This window comes from Luteibacter jiangsuensis (assembly GCF_030812295.1).
GTDB lineage: Bacteria > Pseudomonadota > Gammaproteobacteria > Xanthomonadales > Rhodanobacteraceae > Luteibacter > Luteibacter jiangsuensis_A.
In genome coordinates this window covers 367,483-384,332 of record NZ_JAUSSK010000002.1, presented here as the reverse complement: position 1 = coordinate 384,332, position 16,850 = coordinate 367,483, and the positions used below count along the sequence as shown (strand labels likewise).

The 16,850-nt window shown below is 66.0% G+C and carries 11 protein-coding genes; 8 read left to right on the top strand and 3 right to left on the bottom strand.

Annotated features, from left to right (window positions below; translation table 11 throughout):
• Nucleotides 1-7: 7 nt before the first annotated feature.
• Together J2T07_RS07105 and J2T07_RS07100 are read right to left on the bottom strand one after the other, a co-directional pair.
• Entirely contained in the window at nucleotides 8-631 is a 624-nt protein-coding gene (locus J2T07_RS07105) for a response regulator transcription factor (RefSeq protein WP_306848529.1), read from the bottom strand.
• A gap of 127 nt (nucleotides 632-758) precedes the next feature.
• On the bottom strand, nucleotides 759-1,997 hold the full coding sequence (locus J2T07_RS07100; RefSeq protein WP_306848528.1) for a hypothetical protein: 1,239 nt from the start codon (nucleotides 1,995-1,997) through the stop codon (nucleotides 759-761).
• Between the two features lie 293 nt (nucleotides 1,998-2,290).
• Between J2T07_RS07100 and J2T07_RS07095 the strand changes: the two genes are divergently transcribed.
• The 7 genes from J2T07_RS07095 to paoC all read left to right on the top strand — a co-directional run bounded on the left by J2T07_RS07095 (nucleotide 2,291) and on the right by paoC (nucleotide 13,814).
• On the top strand, nucleotides 2,291-2,767 hold the full coding sequence (locus tag J2T07_RS07095; RefSeq protein WP_306848526.1) for a helix-turn-helix domain-containing protein: 477 nt from the start codon (nucleotides 2,291-2,293) through the stop codon (nucleotides 2,765-2,767).
• Nucleotides 2,764-2,901 carry a hypothetical protein gene (locus tag J2T07_RS07090; protein WP_306848524.1) on the top strand — a complete coding sequence of 46 codons (138 nt, stop codon included), beginning with the start codon at nucleotides 2,764-2,766 and terminating at the stop codon, nucleotides 2,899-2,901. Before J2T07_RS07095 ends, J2T07_RS07090 begins: the two co-directional genes overlap by 4 nt.
• A gap of 625 nt (nucleotides 2,902-3,526) precedes the next feature.
• Complete coding sequence (locus J2T07_RS07085; RefSeq protein ID WP_306848522.1) at nucleotides 3,527-8,680, top strand: YadA-like family protein; 5,154 nt, start codon at nucleotides 3,527-3,529, stop codon at nucleotides 8,678-8,680.
• 11 nt (nucleotides 8,681-8,691) lie between these two features.
• The gene (locus J2T07_RS07080; RefSeq protein WP_306848520.1) at nucleotides 8,692-9,546 is read left to right on the top strand and encodes an OmpA family protein; all 855 of its coding nucleotides are present in this window, start codon (nucleotides 8,692-8,694) and stop codon (nucleotides 9,544-9,546) included.
• Between the two features lie 475 nt (nucleotides 9,547-10,021).
• Complete coding sequence (gene paoA / locus J2T07_RS07075; protein ID WP_306848518.1) at nucleotides 10,022-10,663, top strand: aldehyde dehydrogenase iron-sulfur subunit PaoA; 642 nt, start codon at nucleotides 10,022-10,024, stop codon at nucleotides 10,661-10,663.
• Nucleotides 10,660-11,619: an FAD binding domain-containing protein gene (locus J2T07_RS07070; RefSeq protein WP_306848515.1), complete on the top strand. Its 960-nt coding sequence runs from the start codon at nucleotides 10,660-10,662 to the stop codon at nucleotides 11,617-11,619. The genes paoA and J2T07_RS07070 overlap by 4 nt, the downstream gene beginning before the upstream one ends.
• The gene (gene paoC / locus J2T07_RS07065) at nucleotides 11,616-13,814 is read left to right on the top strand and encodes an aldehyde oxidoreductase molybdenum-binding subunit PaoC (RefSeq protein ID WP_306848513.1); all 2,199 of its coding nucleotides are present in this window, start codon (nucleotides 11,616-11,618) and stop codon (nucleotides 13,812-13,814) included. Before J2T07_RS07070 ends, paoC begins: the two co-directional genes overlap by 4 nt.
• A 12-nt stretch (nucleotides 13,815-13,826) precedes the next feature.
• On the opposite strand, the gene J2T07_RS07060 is transcribed toward paoC, so the two are convergent.
• Nucleotides 13,827-15,596 (bottom strand): FAD-binding protein, encoded by a 1,770-nt coding sequence (locus tag J2T07_RS07060; RefSeq protein WP_306848510.1) that lies wholly within the window; start codon nucleotides 15,594-15,596, stop codon nucleotides 13,827-13,829.
• A 177-nt stretch (nucleotides 15,597-15,773) separates the two neighbouring features.
• Here J2T07_RS07060 and J2T07_RS07055 point away from each other — a divergent pair, with 177 nt between their 5' ends.
• Nucleotides 15,774-16,847 carry an NAD(P)H-dependent flavin oxidoreductase gene (locus J2T07_RS07055; RefSeq protein WP_306848508.1) on the top strand — a complete coding sequence of 358 codons (1,074 nt, stop codon included), beginning with the start codon at nucleotides 15,774-15,776 and terminating at the stop codon, nucleotides 16,845-16,847.
• Nucleotides 16,848-16,850 lie beyond the last annotated feature (3 nt).

Sequence of the window (16,850 nt, the reverse complement as noted above, 5' to 3'; positions counted from 1 at the left end):
GCCAAGACTAGCGAAGGAAACCTCGTGCGAGCGCGATGGCCAGTGCGTGCGCGCGGTTGCTGGCGTGCAGCTTGCCCATCGCGTTGGACAGGTATTCCTTCACCGTTTCCGTGGACAGCCCCAGCCGCTGCGCAATCTGTTTGTTCGACAGGCCGGCGCCAACGCCCCGAAGCACGGCGATCTCCCGGTCGGTCAGGCATTCATCCCCGCTGTGTTCCGCCAGCTGTTGCGCCACTTCCGGCGATACGCGCAGATCACCCTCATGGACGGACCGGACGGTCGAGACGAGGTCGTCGGCCAGTGAAGTCTTCAGGAGATAGCCCTGGGCACCCGCGTCAAGCGCGCGACGCGCGGAGGCATCGCCGGCATAGGTGGTCAACACGACCACGCGGGCCAGCGGATCGATCCTGCGCATCGCTGCGATGACCTGGTCGCCCGACAGGTCGGGCAACATCAGGTCCACCAGGGCCACGTCCGGGCGCAGCGTCCGGAACGCATCGATCGCCGATTTTCCCGTGTCCGCTTCACCGGCTACGACCATGCCCGGATCGGCAGACAACATCGCCACCACACCCGCACGGAAGAGCGGATGGTCGTCGACAACGAGGATGCGGAGGGGGCGTGCGGTCATGGGAGCCGTCGAATCGGTACGGGCGCGAGCTTACCCTAAGCGACCCTGGTGACCTATCGGCTGCCCGATCGGACGGTGGCGCGCCTGCGCTCGAGGCCATGGTTCCGCTGATCCAGGGTCTGCCGGCTCAGAAGGCGAACGAGATCATCACGCGATCGAACGAGAAGGGCCGATTGCCGGGATTGAGGTTGTTCGCACCGCCGCTGGAGCGTTCCCACCGGTTGCGCAACTGCAAGCCTCGCCATCGCCCGTCGAGCCGATAGATGACATCGACATACACATCGTGGCTGTCACCGCGGTACAGCGTGCGATATCGTGTGTAGGCGGTCACGATTTGCAGGCGGCCGGCGAGGAATGCCTGCTTCGCCTTCAACTTCCACGCATCACCGGGACCCTGTTCCACCAGACCGCGCAACATGGACGTCGTATAGAGCGGGTCGGTGGCATAGGTCGCGGTATAGGGGGAGATGAGGGCGCCGCCACCGATCGTTCCCGACGCCTGTCGCATCACCCGGTTCCATGCAAGATCCACGGTCGTATCGCGTATGCGCATGCCCATGTCCACACCGGGGATCTCGCTGCGTACCCGTGTACCGGCAACGCCGATGACCCGGATCCTCGTATCGACGAGGGTGTTCCCGCTACCGCTCCATTCCTCGACAAGTTGTCCGGCGAGGAACGGTGTCCACTCGCCACGGGATTGGAATGTCCAGGTGCCTTCCAGGTACGTCATGCGAGCAAAGCGAAGGAAGTCGTAGAACCACGCCTCGCCCTTGAACGGGCCGGAGGTGTATGCGACGCCGGCTGACCACGTACCCCCGAACGCGCGGGCGTCCGCAGGCAGCGCACCGTTGCCGCCGTAAATGGGGTCGCCGTCGTAGTTCGTCGGGTAGTAAAGATTGTCGGGGTGGAAGCGATCGGAGGTACGGCTCTTCCAGTCGTAGCTTCGGATCAGCCGGACTACCCATCCCTCCGCGGGCCGGGCCTCGAGTGCCATGGCGCGATACGAAGCCGGCAGCACGCGCGAATCGCTTATCCCCAACCAGGGCGTATCGATGTACTGGTCGCCGATGCGTACCGTCCATGCATCGTTCCGGAACTGCACATAGGCCTGGCTGACGGCGGTCAATGCATTTTCGCGGCCCATCAAGGTCGCGTCGAGCCGGCGCGTCGCCGACGGCCGGGTGCCGAGCGCATTCGCGGTGACCAGGGATGCACCGGCCGAGAACCCCCCACCGAACTCGCGGCTTTGCGCATTGAGCAGCCATGCCGTCGCGAAGGCCGATGCATCCGGCGTGTGCGGATCGCTGTACGCGCGGCGATAGTCGTAGACACGGAGGCTGCCGTCGACGTGGCCTTCGGCCAAGGCATCAGTAGCGGTCGAGATGGGTACGTGGCACGCGAGCAGGACGAGGCCCAAAGACGCAGGGCGGCGCCATGCCCGGGCTCTGCCGGGTTCCTGGGCGGACATGGAAAGGGCATGACGATAGTTGCACCCAGCATGGATGCTTTCACGGACATGCGGATTGGAGATACCTGCCAGGGAATCCCCCCATACAGGGGGTCACGCATATGCCACGGGCGGATAGCATCCAAGCCAAGATGCAACACGAAACAGTCGCGCCGCGTACCTCCCCAAGCCACGCGCGGACGCGCGTGGTGCGGCAGCTCCTGAACCAGGCGCTCCGCCAGCTGGCCGACTTCGACCGCGCGGACCGCGCCGCCTGCGCGCACTACATTGCCCTGGCGTTGCGCATACACCGGGAATCGACGGAAGGGCATGGCGAACGGCGCCAGGGGAGTGGCTTGGCGGCCTGGCAAGTCCAGGTGGTGGAGGAACTCGCCCTCACGCGACTCGATACGCCGCTCGCGATCACCAAACTGGCTGCCGCATGCAATCTGTCACGAGGCTACTTCAGCCGAGCGTTCAAGGCGACCTTTGGCGAGAGCCCGCATCGTTGGCGTCATGGTAAACGCCTGGAACAGGCGTGCCACCGGCTTGCCCATTCCAACGAAGCCATCGCCGATATCGCGATAGCCTTCGGCTTCAACGACCAGGCCCACTTCACGCGTGCCTTCAAGAGCGCCTTGGGGATGACGCCAAACGTCTACCGGAGGCGTGGCAAATCATCATGATTCGAACGCAGATTCTCCATGCCACCCTGGCGCTGGCGATCGTGCCGGCCACCTTCGCTTCGATATGGGACTTCGCGGTCGGTCCCCAATACGACACCACTCATGTGTATGTTGCCGCCGGCAAGAAAGGCTGACGCCCCTGGGGCAAGTGGCTTTGTACTTCTTGCCCCCTTCCATCGCCCTGCCGGTCCGGTGCTTCCTCGCGAGTCGAAGCAACGGCCGTGCCACCTTCGTCATAAAAATCGACATCAAGAAAACGTGATGTTTTTGTGAGATAGATTTCACGATTTAGATCGTGCATATCTTTCCTGTAGGAGTATTTGAGCTATAAAAAACCACGGGTCACATTCCGGTATCCATGCCGGCTGAACCATGGAAGAAAGCTGCAGGGGGAGTGGCGCACGCGATGGATAATTCGTACCCATCCAGATGGACTAGCGAGCGGAATTTCCGGACAGGCGGCTGCCTGGGCCGAAACCATTCCAGCAGTCCTCGAGCCGGGAATCCCGGCTTTTCCCACATCGGGGCCCGACATCCCCCGCCCCTGGCACGCTGCCGATTACGACCAAGCCTGACTTGAGACTTCTCGTCGTTCGACGGGACGCATGACGTCCGCGCGTGATCGTGCGCGGACGTAAATAAAAAGAAAAACAAGCCCACTACCCGGACGCGTTCCCGCGTTCGCGGCCCTTTGCGCGCCTGCGTTTCACGTTTCCAACCACGCTCCCCCGTGCATCAGCCCATGCAAAAGGAAATCGTATGAACAAGATACATAGCAAAGTCTGGAACCGCGCACTGAACCAGCTCGTGGTCGCGTCCGAGATAGCCACCTGCCACTGCGGTGGCAGCTCGGGACAAGGAAGCCGCCGAACGTCGGCGCGTGGTGTGGTTCCCATGGCCTTGACCCTGTTGATGGCGGCGGGATGGATAGGATGGAGTGGGTCGGCCGAGGCACAGGCGGTCGATTGCACTGGAGCACCCTATAACGCCTATAACAGCACCGCATCGTGCATGGGCTATGCGTCTGCCGCCAGCGGGATCGGGGCCACGGCCGTTGGGTCGCTGGCAAGAGCCAACGTATTGGGCGCGTTGGCGCTCGGCTATAGCTCGACTTCCAATGCCCAGAACGGAATAGCCATTGGCTTCGGAGCCTATTCCAATGCCATCAATTCCGTTTACATCGGCGCGCGTACCGCAAGCGGCACGGGTGCGCTTGCCGCGGGTGCCATCGGCGTCGGCACCGACGTTACCGCTTCCGGCGGAAATTCCATCGCCATCGGTACGCACTCCGAGTCGACCGCCGGCCAAGGTGTCGCCTTGGGTATCAACTCGAGCGCCACGGCAACCGCCGCGACGGCAATAGGCCCGGTGGTCACTGTCGCTGCAGTGGGCGCCGTCGGCATGGGAAACAACGCATCGGTCGACGTAAACTCCTCCTACAGCATCGCTATCGGTGGCCTGGCGAAGGTGGTGGGCGCGCAGAACGCCGTCGCCCTCGGTACGTCCGCCTCGGCAAACAATGGACAAGCCACTGCCCTGGGTGCCTACGCGGTAGCCACGGGGGACGGAGCGACCGCGGCAGGACTTGCCTCGCAAAGTCTTTTCTCCCACGCGACCGCCATCGGTTGGCAGGCCTACTCGACCGCGCTCAATGCGATCTACCTGGGATCCCGCAGCACCGGGACCGGCGCATCGGCCGAGTCGGCCATCGCCATCGGTACGGATGTGAATTCGTCGGGCACCTATTCCATCGGCATGGGCTTGCAGGCGAACGCGAGCCAGGCGGACGCCATCGCCATCGGCAGGCAGGCGAAGGCCACCGGTATCAATTCCATGTACCTGGGCGCCCTTCCCAGCGGCATCGCCGGTAGCGGCGCCACGGCGAACAACGCGATCGCCGTAGGTATCGACGTCACCGCCAGCGGCGTGGGGGCCGTCGGCATAGGTAACTTCACGCTGGCCTCGGGTACGAACAGCACCGCCCTGGGCAGCAGTTCGGCGACGGCGACGAACGCGGTGGCGCTGGGTCGCGTGAGCACTGCCTCGGGCAACAACAGCGTGGCGGTCGGCACGTCATCGCAGGCACTGGCGGCATCCACCATCGCCATCGGCGACACGAACACCGTCGCCGCCGGTGCCGGCGCGGGTTCGTTCGCCGCGGGTCACAATTCGCAGGTGCTCGGCGGTCTCGGCGCCGTCGCCTTGGGTGAAGCGCAGACCGCCAACGGTAACGGTGCGGTCGCCATCGGCGATCCGAACTCCGCCATCGGCAATGGTGCCGTGACCGTCGGTTCGAACAACACCGCGAACGGCGATGGCGCGGTGGCGGCGGGTAACGGCAACAACGCCCAAGGTGTTGGCTCCGTGGCCCTGGGCAACACCAGCAGCGCACTCGGTGCCGGCTCGGTGGCTTTCGGCAACACGGCCACGGCGAACAACGCGAACGACGTCGCGCTGGGCTCGGGGTCGACCACCGACACGGCGGTGGGCACGACGGGCGCCACCATCAACGGTACCGTCTATGCCTTCGCGGGCACGACGCCGGGAAGCACGGTGAGCGTCGGTGCCACGGGTGCGGAGCGCACCATCACCAATGTGGCGGCGGGCCGCATCGACGGCGGCAGCACCGATGCCATCAATGGATCGCAGCTGTTCGCGACCAACCAGGCGGTCGGAACGTTGGGCACGAGTGTCACCAACCTCGGCGACACGGTGACGAACCTGGGGAACACCATCGCCACGACGATCGGTGGCGGTACGACCTACGACCCGAGCACGGGCAATATCACCACCAGCGTCTCCTACGGCGGCAATACCTACAGCTCGCTGCAGCAGATCTTCAACCAGATCGGTGGTGATGTGACCGCGGGCGCCGTGCATTACTACAGCGTCAACGATAACGGCACGCCGGGAGCGAACTATGCCAACGACGGCGCCAGCGGCCTCAACGCCCTGGCGGCGGGTATCGGCGCCACGGCCACCGCCGATAACGCAACCGCCTTGGGCCAGGGCACCGGCGTGTCCGTGCTCGGCGGCGTGGCGCTGGGTTCCGGCGCGGTATCCGATCGCGCGATCGCTCCCGCCTCCGGTTCGATCCTGGTCGGCACCAACGTCATCCCTTACAACACGACCGACCGTAACCTGCTCGGCTCGGTATCCGTGGGTAACGCCACCGATTTCCGCCAGATCACCAACGTGGCGGACGGCACGGAGGATCAGGACGCGGTGACCTTGCGCCAGTTGAAGGGCGCCATGAGCTCATTCTCGGTGACGCCGATCAAGTACTTCCACGCCAATTCCACCGCCACCGACTCGGCGGCCATCGGTGCGGAGTCCGTCGCGATCGGCCCGCAGACCACGGTGAACGGTGACAACGGCATCGGCATGGGCAACGGCGCGATCGTGCAGCAGACCGCACCGGGCGGTACCGCGATCGGCCAGAACGCGACGGTGAACCTCGCCGATGGCGTGGCGCTGGGCACCAATGCGGTGTCGAACGGTATCCAGGCGTTGGCCCTGGGCGCGGGTTCGCAGGCGGCGTTCGCCGGCAGCGTGGCACTGGGTTCGGGTTCGTCGACGGATGCGGCGGTGGGTACCGCCAATGCGGTGATCAACGGCACCACCTACGCCTTCGCAGGCACGACACCGGGTTCGACGGTGAGCGTGGGCGCGGTCGGCGCGGAGCGGACCATCACCAACGTGGCGGCGGGCCGTGTCGACGGTGGCAGCACCGATGCCATCAATGGGTCGCAGCTGTTCGCGGCCAACCAGGCGATCGGCACGGTGGGTACCAGCGTCACCAACCTCGGCAACACGGTAACGAACCTGGGGGACACCATCGCCACGACGATCGGCGGCGGCACCACCTACGATCCGGCCACCGGCACGATCAACACCAGCATCACGTACGGTGGCAACACGTACAGCTCGCTGCAGCAGATCTTCAACCAGATCGATACTGGCGGCATCAAGTACTTCCACGCCAACTCCAACCTGGCCGATTCCCTGCCGAATGGATTGAACAGCGTGGCGATCGGGCCGGTATCGACCGCGAACACGGAAAACGCCGTATCGATCGGCAACGGTGCCACCGCCGGTGCCAACGTGGGTGACGTGGCCTTGGGCGCGGGTAGCACCACGGGAACGGTGGTCCAGACCGCCAGTGGAACCATCGCTGGCAACACCTATGCCTACGCCGGTACCACGCCCGGCAGCACGGTGAGCGTCGGCGCCGTGGGTGCGGAGCGCACCGTCACCAACGTCGCGGCAGGACAGGTGAACGGCAACAGCACGGATGCGATCAACGGTTCGCAGCTGTTCGCCACGAACCAGGCACTGGAAACGTTGAACGACACGGTGGCCGCCAACGCCATCCACTACTACAGCGTCAATGACAACGGCACGCAGGGCGGTAACTACGCCAACGACGGCGCAACCGGCATCAATGCACTGGCGGCGGGTGTCGGGGCGACGGCAACCGCGGACAACGCGACAGCCCTGGGCCAGGGCACCGGTGTCTCCGTGCTGGGCGGTGTCGCGCTGGGGTCGGGCGCCGTGTCGAATCGCGCGATCGCTCCCACATCCGGCTCGATTCTCGTCGGCACCAATGTGATTCCGTACAACACCACGGATCGCACCCTGCTTGGCGCGGTATCGGTGGGTAACGCCACGGACTTCCGCCAGATCACCAACCTGGCGGACGGTACGCAAGACCAGGACGCGGTGTCGTTGCGTCAGCTGAAGGGCGCCATGAGCTCGTTCTCGGTGACGCCGATCAAGTACTTCCATGCCAATTCGACCGCTTCCGATTCGTTGGCGGCAGGTGCCGAGTCGGTGGCGATCGGTCCGCAGACCACGGTGAACGGCAACAACGGCATCGGCATGGGCAACGGCGCGATCGTGCAGCAGACGGCGCCGGGCGGCACGGCGATCGGCCAGAACGCGACGGTGAACCTTGCCGACGGCGTGGCGCTGGGCACCAATGCGGTATCGAACGGCATCCAGGCGTTGGCCCTGGGCGCGGGGTCGCAGGCGGCGTTCGCCGGTAGCGTGGCCCTGGGTTCGGGTTCGTCGACGGATGCGGCGGTGGGTACGGCGAGCACCACGCTCAACGGCACCACCTATGCTTTCGCGGGCACGACGCCGGGCTCGACGGTGAGCGTGGGTGCGTTGGGCGCCGAGCGCACGATCACCAACCTGGCGGCCGGCCGGATCAGTGGCAGCAGCACGGACGCGATCAACGGCTCGCAGCTGTACGCGACCAACCAGACGCTGGAGTTGCTCGGCTCGCAGATCATCAACCTGTCCAACGCCGTCAACAACTTCCCGGCCGGAGGCGGTGGCAGCACCACCAACAATACCTACCAGAACAGCGGCGACAACAACACGGCCTCGACCGCCACGGGCGACAACAGCACGGCGATCGGCGCGGGCTCCTCCGCCACGGGCGACAACAGCGTCGCCATCGGTGCGGGCTCGGTGGCCAATCAATCCAACACCGTTTCCGTGGGTTCGGTAGGCAACGAGCGCACCGTCACCAACGTGGCTGCCGGTGTGAACAGCACCGACGCGGTGAACGTGGGCCAGTTGGACCAGGCGATCGAGAGCGCGAAGAACTGGACCAAGAGCTACGTCGACCAGCGCTTCCAGAGCGTGGACCAGGAACTCAATCGCATCGGCAACCGCGCCAACGCGGGCATCGCCTCGGCGATGGCCATGGCCAGCCTGCCGCAGGCCTACCAGCCGAACCAGAACGCGGCGGCGGTGGCGGTCGGCAGTTTCCACGGCGAGACCGGCATCGCCGTCGGCATGTCGACGATCACGGAAAGCGGACGCTACATCATGAAGCTCAATGCCACGACGAACTCGCGCGGCGATGCCGGCGCGGGCATCGGCGCGGGCGTGGTGTGGTGAGGAGCGAACCCATGAATGCTATCGAAGGAATCAAGAACATGCGCGCATCGTTGAAAGGCATCTCCGTGGTCTCGCTTGCACTGGCACTGGCGGCCTGTGGAAACATCAGCCACGACGTGGCGAAGGACGGCCGTTCGGCAGGCGAAGTGGTGTGGCCCGCGGTGGGCGAGGTCACGCCCATGCACAAGGGAGGCACGTTTCCCAACCTGTCGAACTTGCGGCTGATGAGATCCGGGCTCAATAAGCAGCAGGTGTCCGACTTGATCGGATACCCGCACTTCAGCGAAGGCATCTGGGGCGTGAGGGAATGGAACTACGTGTTCAACTTCCGCAAGCCCGGCAGCGACGAAGTGACCGTGTGCCAGTACAAGGTGTTGTTCGACGACGACAAGCTGGCTCGCAGCTTCTACTGGAAACCCGAGGCGTGTGCCGACTTGCTGAAGGACGCGGCGCCCGCTCCCGTACCGGTAGCCCCCGCGCCGGTCGCGGCACGCAAGCCTCGCGTACTGTCCGCCGATGCACTCTTCGCGTTCGACAGCGCCGAGTTGGCGCCAGCCGGCAAGGGCAGCCTGGACGAGATGGCCAGGGCGTTGCGTGACCAGGGCGACACGCTGCGATCCGTGCGCATCGTCGGCTATACCGATCGTCTCGGTAGCGACGCCTACAACCGCACCTTGTCGCAACGCCGTGCGGAGGCGGTGAAGGGTTACCTGGTGGCACAGGGCATCCCCGCCGATCGCGTGACCGCGGAGGGCCTGGGCGAGGCCGATCCGGTGAAGGGTTGCGAGGAGGCAGCCCACGGACAGTTGATCGCATGCCTGGCACCGAATCGCCGGGTGGAGGTTTGGGTGACTGGCGTCGAGTAGGAACAGGCGGCCGATAGGGTTGGCCCCGTGGCCGGGAACCCCGGTCACGGGGCCAATGGATGACCGCCTCGTGACTCTCGAGACGTTCTTCGTGAGTCAGGTTCGCGCCGCGGACGGCCAGGCGGATTTCACCACGGTCTGGGAACAAACCGACGGCAGGCGGCGTATGCGCCGTGTGCAGGCGCAATGTACCGACCAGCGCGTTGCAACAATGACGCTGGCTCGACATCGAACGCTTGGCCCGAGGGAGACCAGGGCATGTTGATAAGCCGCCACGATCCCCCCGGGTGGCGTGCCTATACCGTTGGACCAGGTTCGCCGCGGGGGTGCGTATCTCGGCAACCTCATTCATGAATTATCGATATGAGATCTTGCGGATTCGAGATCTACAAACCCAGCCGCGAATGGCCTACCCTCGGCTGGCTAGCCCCGGCCGCCTGTCCAGGCATACCCCAACAGCGCTGAGGACCGACCCATGGATCCGTCGAACGACTGGAAATTCACGCGCCGCGAAGTCCTGAAAATGGGAGCGGTCTCGGCGACCGCCCTAGCCGTGCCAGGACTCGTCGCCGCCACCGCCGCAAAGGACGGCATACGCTCGCCCGTCACCGCCAAGGTCGCCCTGGAGGTCAACGGCAGGGCGCAGGAACTGGATCTCGACACCCGGACGACCCTGCTCGACGCGTTGCGCGAGCACATGCACCTCACCGGTACGAAGAAGGGTTGCGACCATGGTCAGTGCGGCGCCTGTACCGTTATCGTCGACGGCCGCCGCATCAATAGTTGCCTCACCCTGGCGGTGATGCATGAGGGTGCGAAGGTCACCACCATCGAGGGCCTGGGCACGCCCGCGCGCCTTCATCCGATGCAGGCCGCCTTCATCAAGCACGATGGGTACCAGTGCGGCTATTGCACGCCAGGGCAGATCTGCTCGGCCGTGGCGGTCCTCGACGAGATCCGCGACGACATTCCCAGTCACGTCACGGGCGACCTGACGGCGAAGGCCCGGATAAACCCCATCGAATTGCGTGAGCGGATGAGCGGCAACATCTGCCGCTGCGGTGCGTACTCCAATATCCAGGAAGCGATCGCCGAAGTGGCGGGGGTGAAGGCATGAAGCCGTTTACCTACGAGCGTGCCACTACCCCGGCCGCCGCCGCGTCCGCGGCGGCGCGTGTTCCCGGAGCGAAGTTCATCGCGGGCGGAACGAACCTCCTCGACCTGATGAAGATCGGCGTCGAGGAGCCGGCGCACCTGATCGACGTCAATGGCCTGGACCTCGACACCATCGAGCCGACCGACGAGGGCGGCCTGCGACTCGGTGCCATGGTCCGCAACACCGACCTGGCGGCCGACGCGAGGATCAGGCGTGACTATCCCTTGCTCTCTCGCGCCTTGCTCGCCGGCGCCTCCGGCCAGTTGCGCAACAAGGCCACCACCGGCGGCAACCTGCTCCAGCGCACGCGCTGCCCCTACTTCTACGACACCAATCAGGCCTGCAACAAGCGCTTGCCCGGCAGCGGCTGCGCGGCGATCGGCGGCTTCAGCCGGCAGCACGCGATCGTGGGGGCGAGCAAGTCGTGCATCGCCGTACATCCCAGCGACATGGCCGTGGCCATGCGTGCGCTCGATGCCACGGTGGAAACCGTGCGTCCGGATGGCAGCACGCGCCGCATCCCCATCGCGGATTTCCACACGTTGCCCGGCAACACGCCACACATCGAAAACGTCCTGGCGCCGGGCGAGCTGATCACCGCCGTCACCTTGCCCAGGCCCGTCGGTGGCACGCAGCTCTATCACAAGGTTCGCGACCGCGCGTCCTATGCGTTCGCCCTGGTATCGGTCGCCATGATCGTGCAGCCCGATGGCAGTGGCCGCGTGGCGCTCGGCGGCGTGGCGCACAAGCCATGGCGGGTGGAGGCGGCTGAAACCGAATTCCCGAAGGGGGCCAAGGCGGTCGCGACGCGGCTGCTCGCCGGTGCGCAACCCACCGAAGGCAACGCATTCAAAGTCACGCTGGTCGAGCGGACCATCGCGGCGAGCCTCGCCGAAGCGAAGGAGGCGAAGGCATGAAATTCGACACTCCCGCCACCACCAATCCGATCGATCGCCTGAAGGTCGTCGGCCAGCCGGTCGACCGCATCGACGGACCGTTCAAGACCACGGGCACCGCGCATTACGCGTACGAACAGCACGAAGCCGTTCCCCATCACGCCTATGGCTATGTCGTTGGCTCGTCCATCGCCAAGGGCCGCATCGTCTCGATCGACCTCACCCGTGCGCAACGCGCGCCCGGCGTGCTGGCGATCGTCACCGCGAAGACGGCGGGCAAGCTGGACAAGGGCAAGTTCAATACGGCGCGCTTGCTCGGCGGCCCGGAGATCGAGCACTACCACCAGGCCGTCGCGGTGGTGGTCGCGGAAACCTTCGAGCAGGCCCGCGCCGCGGCACAGCTGGTGCGCGTGGATTACGCGCGCAGCCCCGGCAAGTTCGATCTCGCCGCGGCGAAGGATTCAGCTAGAAAGCCGGACAGGGGTAAGTCGGATACCGCCGTGGGCGATTTCGCCGCGGGCTTCGCGGCCTCGGCGGTGAAACTCGACGCCATGTACACCACGCCGGACCACTCGCACGCGATGATGGAACCGCATGCCTCCATCGCGGCGTGGGAAGGCGACAAGCTCACCTTGTGGACCGCGAACCAGATGATCGACTGGGGGCGTGGCGACGTCGCAATCACGCTGGGCATTCCGAAGGAGAACGTACGGCTCATCTCGCCGTATATCGGCGGCGGCTTCGGCGGCAAGCTCTTCGTCCGTTCCGACGCGCTGCTGGCCGCGCTCGGTGCACGGGCCGCCAAGCGTCCCGTGGCGGTGGCCTTGCCGCGCCCCTTCATGATCAACAACACGACGCACCGCCCCGCGACGATCCAGCGAATCCGCATCGGTGCCTCGAAAGACGGGAAGATCCAGGCCATCGGCCACGAGAGCTGGTCGGGCGACCTTCCCGGCGGTGACCCGGAAACCGCCGTGCAACAGACGCGCCTGCTCTATGCCGGTGCCAACCGCATGACGGCCACCCGCCTCGCCGTGCTCGATCTCCCCGAAGGCAACGCCATGCGCGCGCCTGGCGAGGCATCCGGCTTGATGGCGCTGGAGATCGCGATCGACGAGATGGCCGAGAAGCTCGGCATGGACCCGGTCGAGTTCCGCATCCTCAACGACACCCAGGTCGATCCGGAAAAGCCCGACCGTCCGTTCTCGCAACGCCGGCTGGTCGAATGCCTGCGCACCGGGGCGAAACGCTTCGGCTGGGAACATCGTGCCACGCGACCGGCGACAAGACGCGACGGGCGTTGGCTCGTCGGCATGGGCATGGCGGCCGCGTTCCGCAACAACCTCGTGATGAAATCCGGCGCCCGCGTCCGCCTCGATCGCAACGGACGTGTCACGGTGGAAACCGACATGACCGACATCGGCACCGGCAGCTACACGATCATCGCGCAGACCGCCGCGGAAATGATGGGCCTGCCGCTGGATCGCATCGATGTGCGCCTTGGCGATTCGACGTTTCCCGTCTCGTCCGGTTCGGGCGGGCAGTGGGGCGGCAACAGCTCGACGGCGGGTGTCTACGCCGCGTGCGTGAAGTTGCGCGAAGCCATCGCCCAGAAGCTGGGGCTGGACCCGAATGCCGCCAATTTCGAGGACGGCAAGGTGGCCGTGGGTCAGCGCAGCGTGCCGATCACGCAGGCCGCGGCGGCCGGCGACGTGGTGGCCGAGGACAGCATGGAATATGGAGACCTCGGCAAGCGCTACCAGCAATCGACATTCGGCGCGCACTTCGTCGAAGCGCGCGTCGACGCGGCCACGGGGGAGATCCGCGTCGACCGCATGCTCGCGGTCTGCGCCGCCGGGCGCATCCTCAATCCCAAATCGGCACGCAGCCAGGTGATCGGGGCGATGACGATGGGTGTCGGCGCGGCGCTGATGGAAGAACTCGTGGTGGACCGGCGTCTGGGCTTCTTCGTCAACCACGACCTTGCCGGATACGAAGTCCCCGTACATGCCGACATCCCGCACCAGGACGTGGTCTTCCTCGACGAGACCGATCCCATGTCCTCGCCCATGAAGGCCAAGGGCGTCGGCGAGCTGGGCATATGCGGCGTCGCGGCGGCCGTGGCCAACGCCGTGTACAACGCGACCGGCGTACGCGTGCGCGACTATCCGGTGACCCTGGACAAGTTCATCGACACGTTGCCGCCCGTGGCCTGACCCGGGCGGGCATCAGGCGTCGGTGCCCTCGCTGCCGACGCCGTGGTGCACGAGGAATAGGCGGTCGGGATCGTAACGACGCTTCGCCTTGGCGAGGCGCGCGTAGTTGCCGCCCCAGAAGGCGCGTTGCCAGTCCTGCTGGAAATAGTCGCTTTCCGAAACATACGCGCCGGCGCCGGGAACCGTCTTCAAGAGACGCGCGTATGCCGCCTTGACCCTGGCCGCGCCGTCTTTCGCCCGTGCTTCATCCACGTGCGCGCCCGGCAGTCCTTCATAAGCGGGATCGCCGCTGTTGCCGATGATCGCGAGGGCGAAGGCGTCGAGCACGGCGGGATTCGTCGCCGTGTCACGGCTTGCGGCGATGGCTTCCGGCGGAGCGCCGAAAAGCCCTTTATTGAAGTGCAGGCCCACGTCCATCCGGCTCGCGGCTTCGCATATCGCCGCGGCCAACGCCTCGCGTTCGCCATCGCCAAGGAAGCGCGAGGGCATCCATGCCGACGCAAAGCCATGGATGTACCAACCCACCTGCCCCTGATCGCCTTTCCAGAGGATGTGGTCACGCGGCGCGCCCTCGCGCGCGTCGGCGACGACCACGTCAGGTGCATGCTCGCGGAAGAAGTCCGCGTCCCAGTAATGGCGCGCCGGCATGGCGAGCACCTGGAGCGGTTTGCGGAAGGAGTACGCCGGACGCTGCTTCACCCAGTCGATGAAGGGTGCCCAGACGGCTTCGGCGGCCGCGTGGTCCAGGCCCTGGAAAACCATCGACACGGACATCCTGCGTTCGTCGCGGAAACCGATCTGCTCGCCCCAGTGCGGGTTGCACAAGGCATCGCGATAGAAGCGCAAGGTCTCCGACGCCAGCGCACGATAGGCTTCCTCGGAATCGGCCTGGATTTCGCCGAACACCGCGCCGACGGTGTCCGGCAAGTCGTGGGTGCGCAAGGTCAACCGCGTGACGACGCCGGCACAACCGCCGCCGCCGCCCTTGAGGGCCCAGAAGAGTTCCGGATCGCGGTAGGCATTAACCACGCGGATCTCGCCGTCCGCGGTGACCACCTCGGCTTCCAGCAGGTTCGACGCGGCGGTACCGAAACGCTTGGAGAAGCTGCCGAACCCTCCGCCGGTGACGAGGCCGGCGACGCCTACGGTGGTGCAGCCACCGCCCTGGACATAGCGGCCGCCCCGGGTGGTCACCTCGCTGTAGGCATCGATCCACATGGCGCCGGCGCCCACGTCGACCGCAGGCACGGGGTGTGTACCCGGCGCCGCACCGCGAGGGACGAAGGCATCGAGCATCTCCACATGGTTCATCTTCCGTGTCCAGACCAGCAGCGAGTCGGCGGCGCAGGAGGTTCCCTGGTAACTGTGGCCACCGCCTTTCACGATCAGGCGCACGCCATGCTTGTGGGCGAATTTCACGGCGGCGGCGATGTCCTTCGCACTCTCGGCGGTAAGGGCATAAGCGCTCGGCCGTGACATCCAGGCTCCGAAGTAGCCGCTTGTCTGGGTCAGTGCCACCTGGTCGCCGATGTAGAAGGGGTTCGTCAGCTGGGCGATCGCTTCGGCGCGGGTGGCCGCATCGCCGAGGAAGGGAGAACGGGGCACCGACAAACGCCCGCCCACTTCACGGCTCAATGCCTGCCATTGCGCCGGGGTGGGCCAGCTCGCCGAACCGGGGCGCACGCGGGTGGCTGCGCGCGTCGCGGTGAAGGCGTTCAGCTTCAGCGCGTAGGGAAGCAGCGGCATGAACAAGGCGGTCTTGAGCAGGGCGCGTCGATCCATGGAAGGAGCCTCGTGAAGGACGCGCGTGCGTCCGTTGGGATGGACGGAGCTTTGCACCGTGCTGAGCGCGTGTCGCTCGCGAAGTGAGGAAAACAGCGGGTTCAGGGACGAAAGGCGGGCCTGCGGTGATGAACGGCGAGCTATAATCACGTCGTACCGTCGCTCGCGAGCTTCCCCGTGCCTGCCTGGACCGACCGCCGTATCCTCGACCTCCTGTCGATCGACCAGCCCCTCCTGCTGGCACCGATGGCGGGGTCCGGCCTGTCCGCGCTGGCCATCGCCGTGGCGCGGGCCGGTGGGCTCGGCGCCATCCCGTGCTCCTCGATCAGCGTGGAGAAGGCGACCGCGGAGGTCGAGGCGTACCGCGCCGCGGTTTTCGCGCCGATCAACCTCAACTTCTTCGCGCATCGGCCCATCACGCCGGATGCCGAGGCCATGGCACGATGGCTGGCGCGACTCGCGCCGTACTTCGACGAGTTCGGGATCGATGCGAGCGACCTGCCTTCCGCTGGCGGCCGCGCCCCGTTCGACGATGCCATGTGCGCCATGGTCGAGGCGTTGCGTCCGGAAGTGGTGAGCTTCCATTTCGGCCTGCCGGAGGAACGCCTGTTGGCGCGCGTGAAGGCCATCGGTTCGGTGGTGTTTTCCTCGGCGACCACGGTGGCCGAGGGCCGCTGGCTGGAACAGCGCGGCTGCGACGCGGTCATCGCGCAGGGTTATGAGGCGGGCGGCCATCGCGGCAACTTCCTCACCGACGATATGTCGGCACAGCCGGGCACCATGGCCCTCGTGCCACAACTGGTCGACGCCTTGACCATTCCCGTGATCGCGGCCGGTGGCATCGCCGACGGACGCGGCATGGCCGCGGCACTGTGCCTGGGGGCATCGGCCGTGCAGGTAGGTAGCGCCTTCTTGCTTTCGGACGAGTCGACCAGCGTGGATGTGCATCGCCAGGCGCTCCGTTCGGCACGCGACGACAACACGGCGATCACCAATGTGCTCACTGGCCGGCCCGCGCGCGGCGTGATCAACCGGATCATGCGCGAGATAGGTCCATTGTCCGGCGATGCCTTGCCGTTTCCCCTGGCCGGCGGCCCGCTGGCACCGCTACGCAAGATCGCCGAAGCGTGCGGCAACGGCGATTTCCAGCCGCTATGGGCGGGGCAATCCGCAGCCATGGCCCGAGAGGTCTCGGCGACCGCGATCGCGGCGGACATGGTCGAAAGCGCGGCGCAGCTGCTCCGTCTCTGAGCG

Excerpts from the sequence above, each read along its gene's own strand:
- J2T07_RS07105 (WP_306848529.1), bottom strand. The coding sequence starts at position 631 with ATGACCGCACGCCCCCTCCGCATCCTCGTTGTCGACGACCATCCGCTC.
- J2T07_RS07090 (WP_306848524.1), top strand. The coding sequence starts at position 2,764 with ATGATTCGAACGCAGATTCTCCATGCCACCCTGGCGCTGGCGATCGTG.
- J2T07_RS07085 (WP_306848522.1), top strand. The coding sequence starts at position 3,527 with ATGAACAAGATACATAGCAAAGTCTGGAACCGCGCACTGAACCAGCTC.
- J2T07_RS07080 (WP_306848520.1), top strand. The coding sequence starts at position 8,692 with ATGAATGCTATCGAAGGAATCAAGAACATGCGCGCATCGTTGAAAGGC.
- paoA (WP_306848518.1), top strand. The coding sequence starts at position 10,022 with ATGGATCCGTCGAACGACTGGAAATTCACGCGCCGCGAAGTCCTGAAA.
- J2T07_RS07070 (WP_306848515.1), top strand. The coding sequence starts at position 10,660 with ATGAAGCCGTTTACCTACGAGCGTGCCACTACCCCGGCCGCCGCCGCG.
- paoC (WP_306848513.1), top strand. The coding sequence starts at position 11,616 with ATGAAATTCGACACTCCCGCCACCACCAATCCGATCGATCGCCTGAAG.
- J2T07_RS07060 (WP_306848510.1), bottom strand. The coding sequence starts at position 15,596 with ATGGATCGACGCGCCCTGCTCAAGACCGCCTTGTTCATGCCGCTGCTT.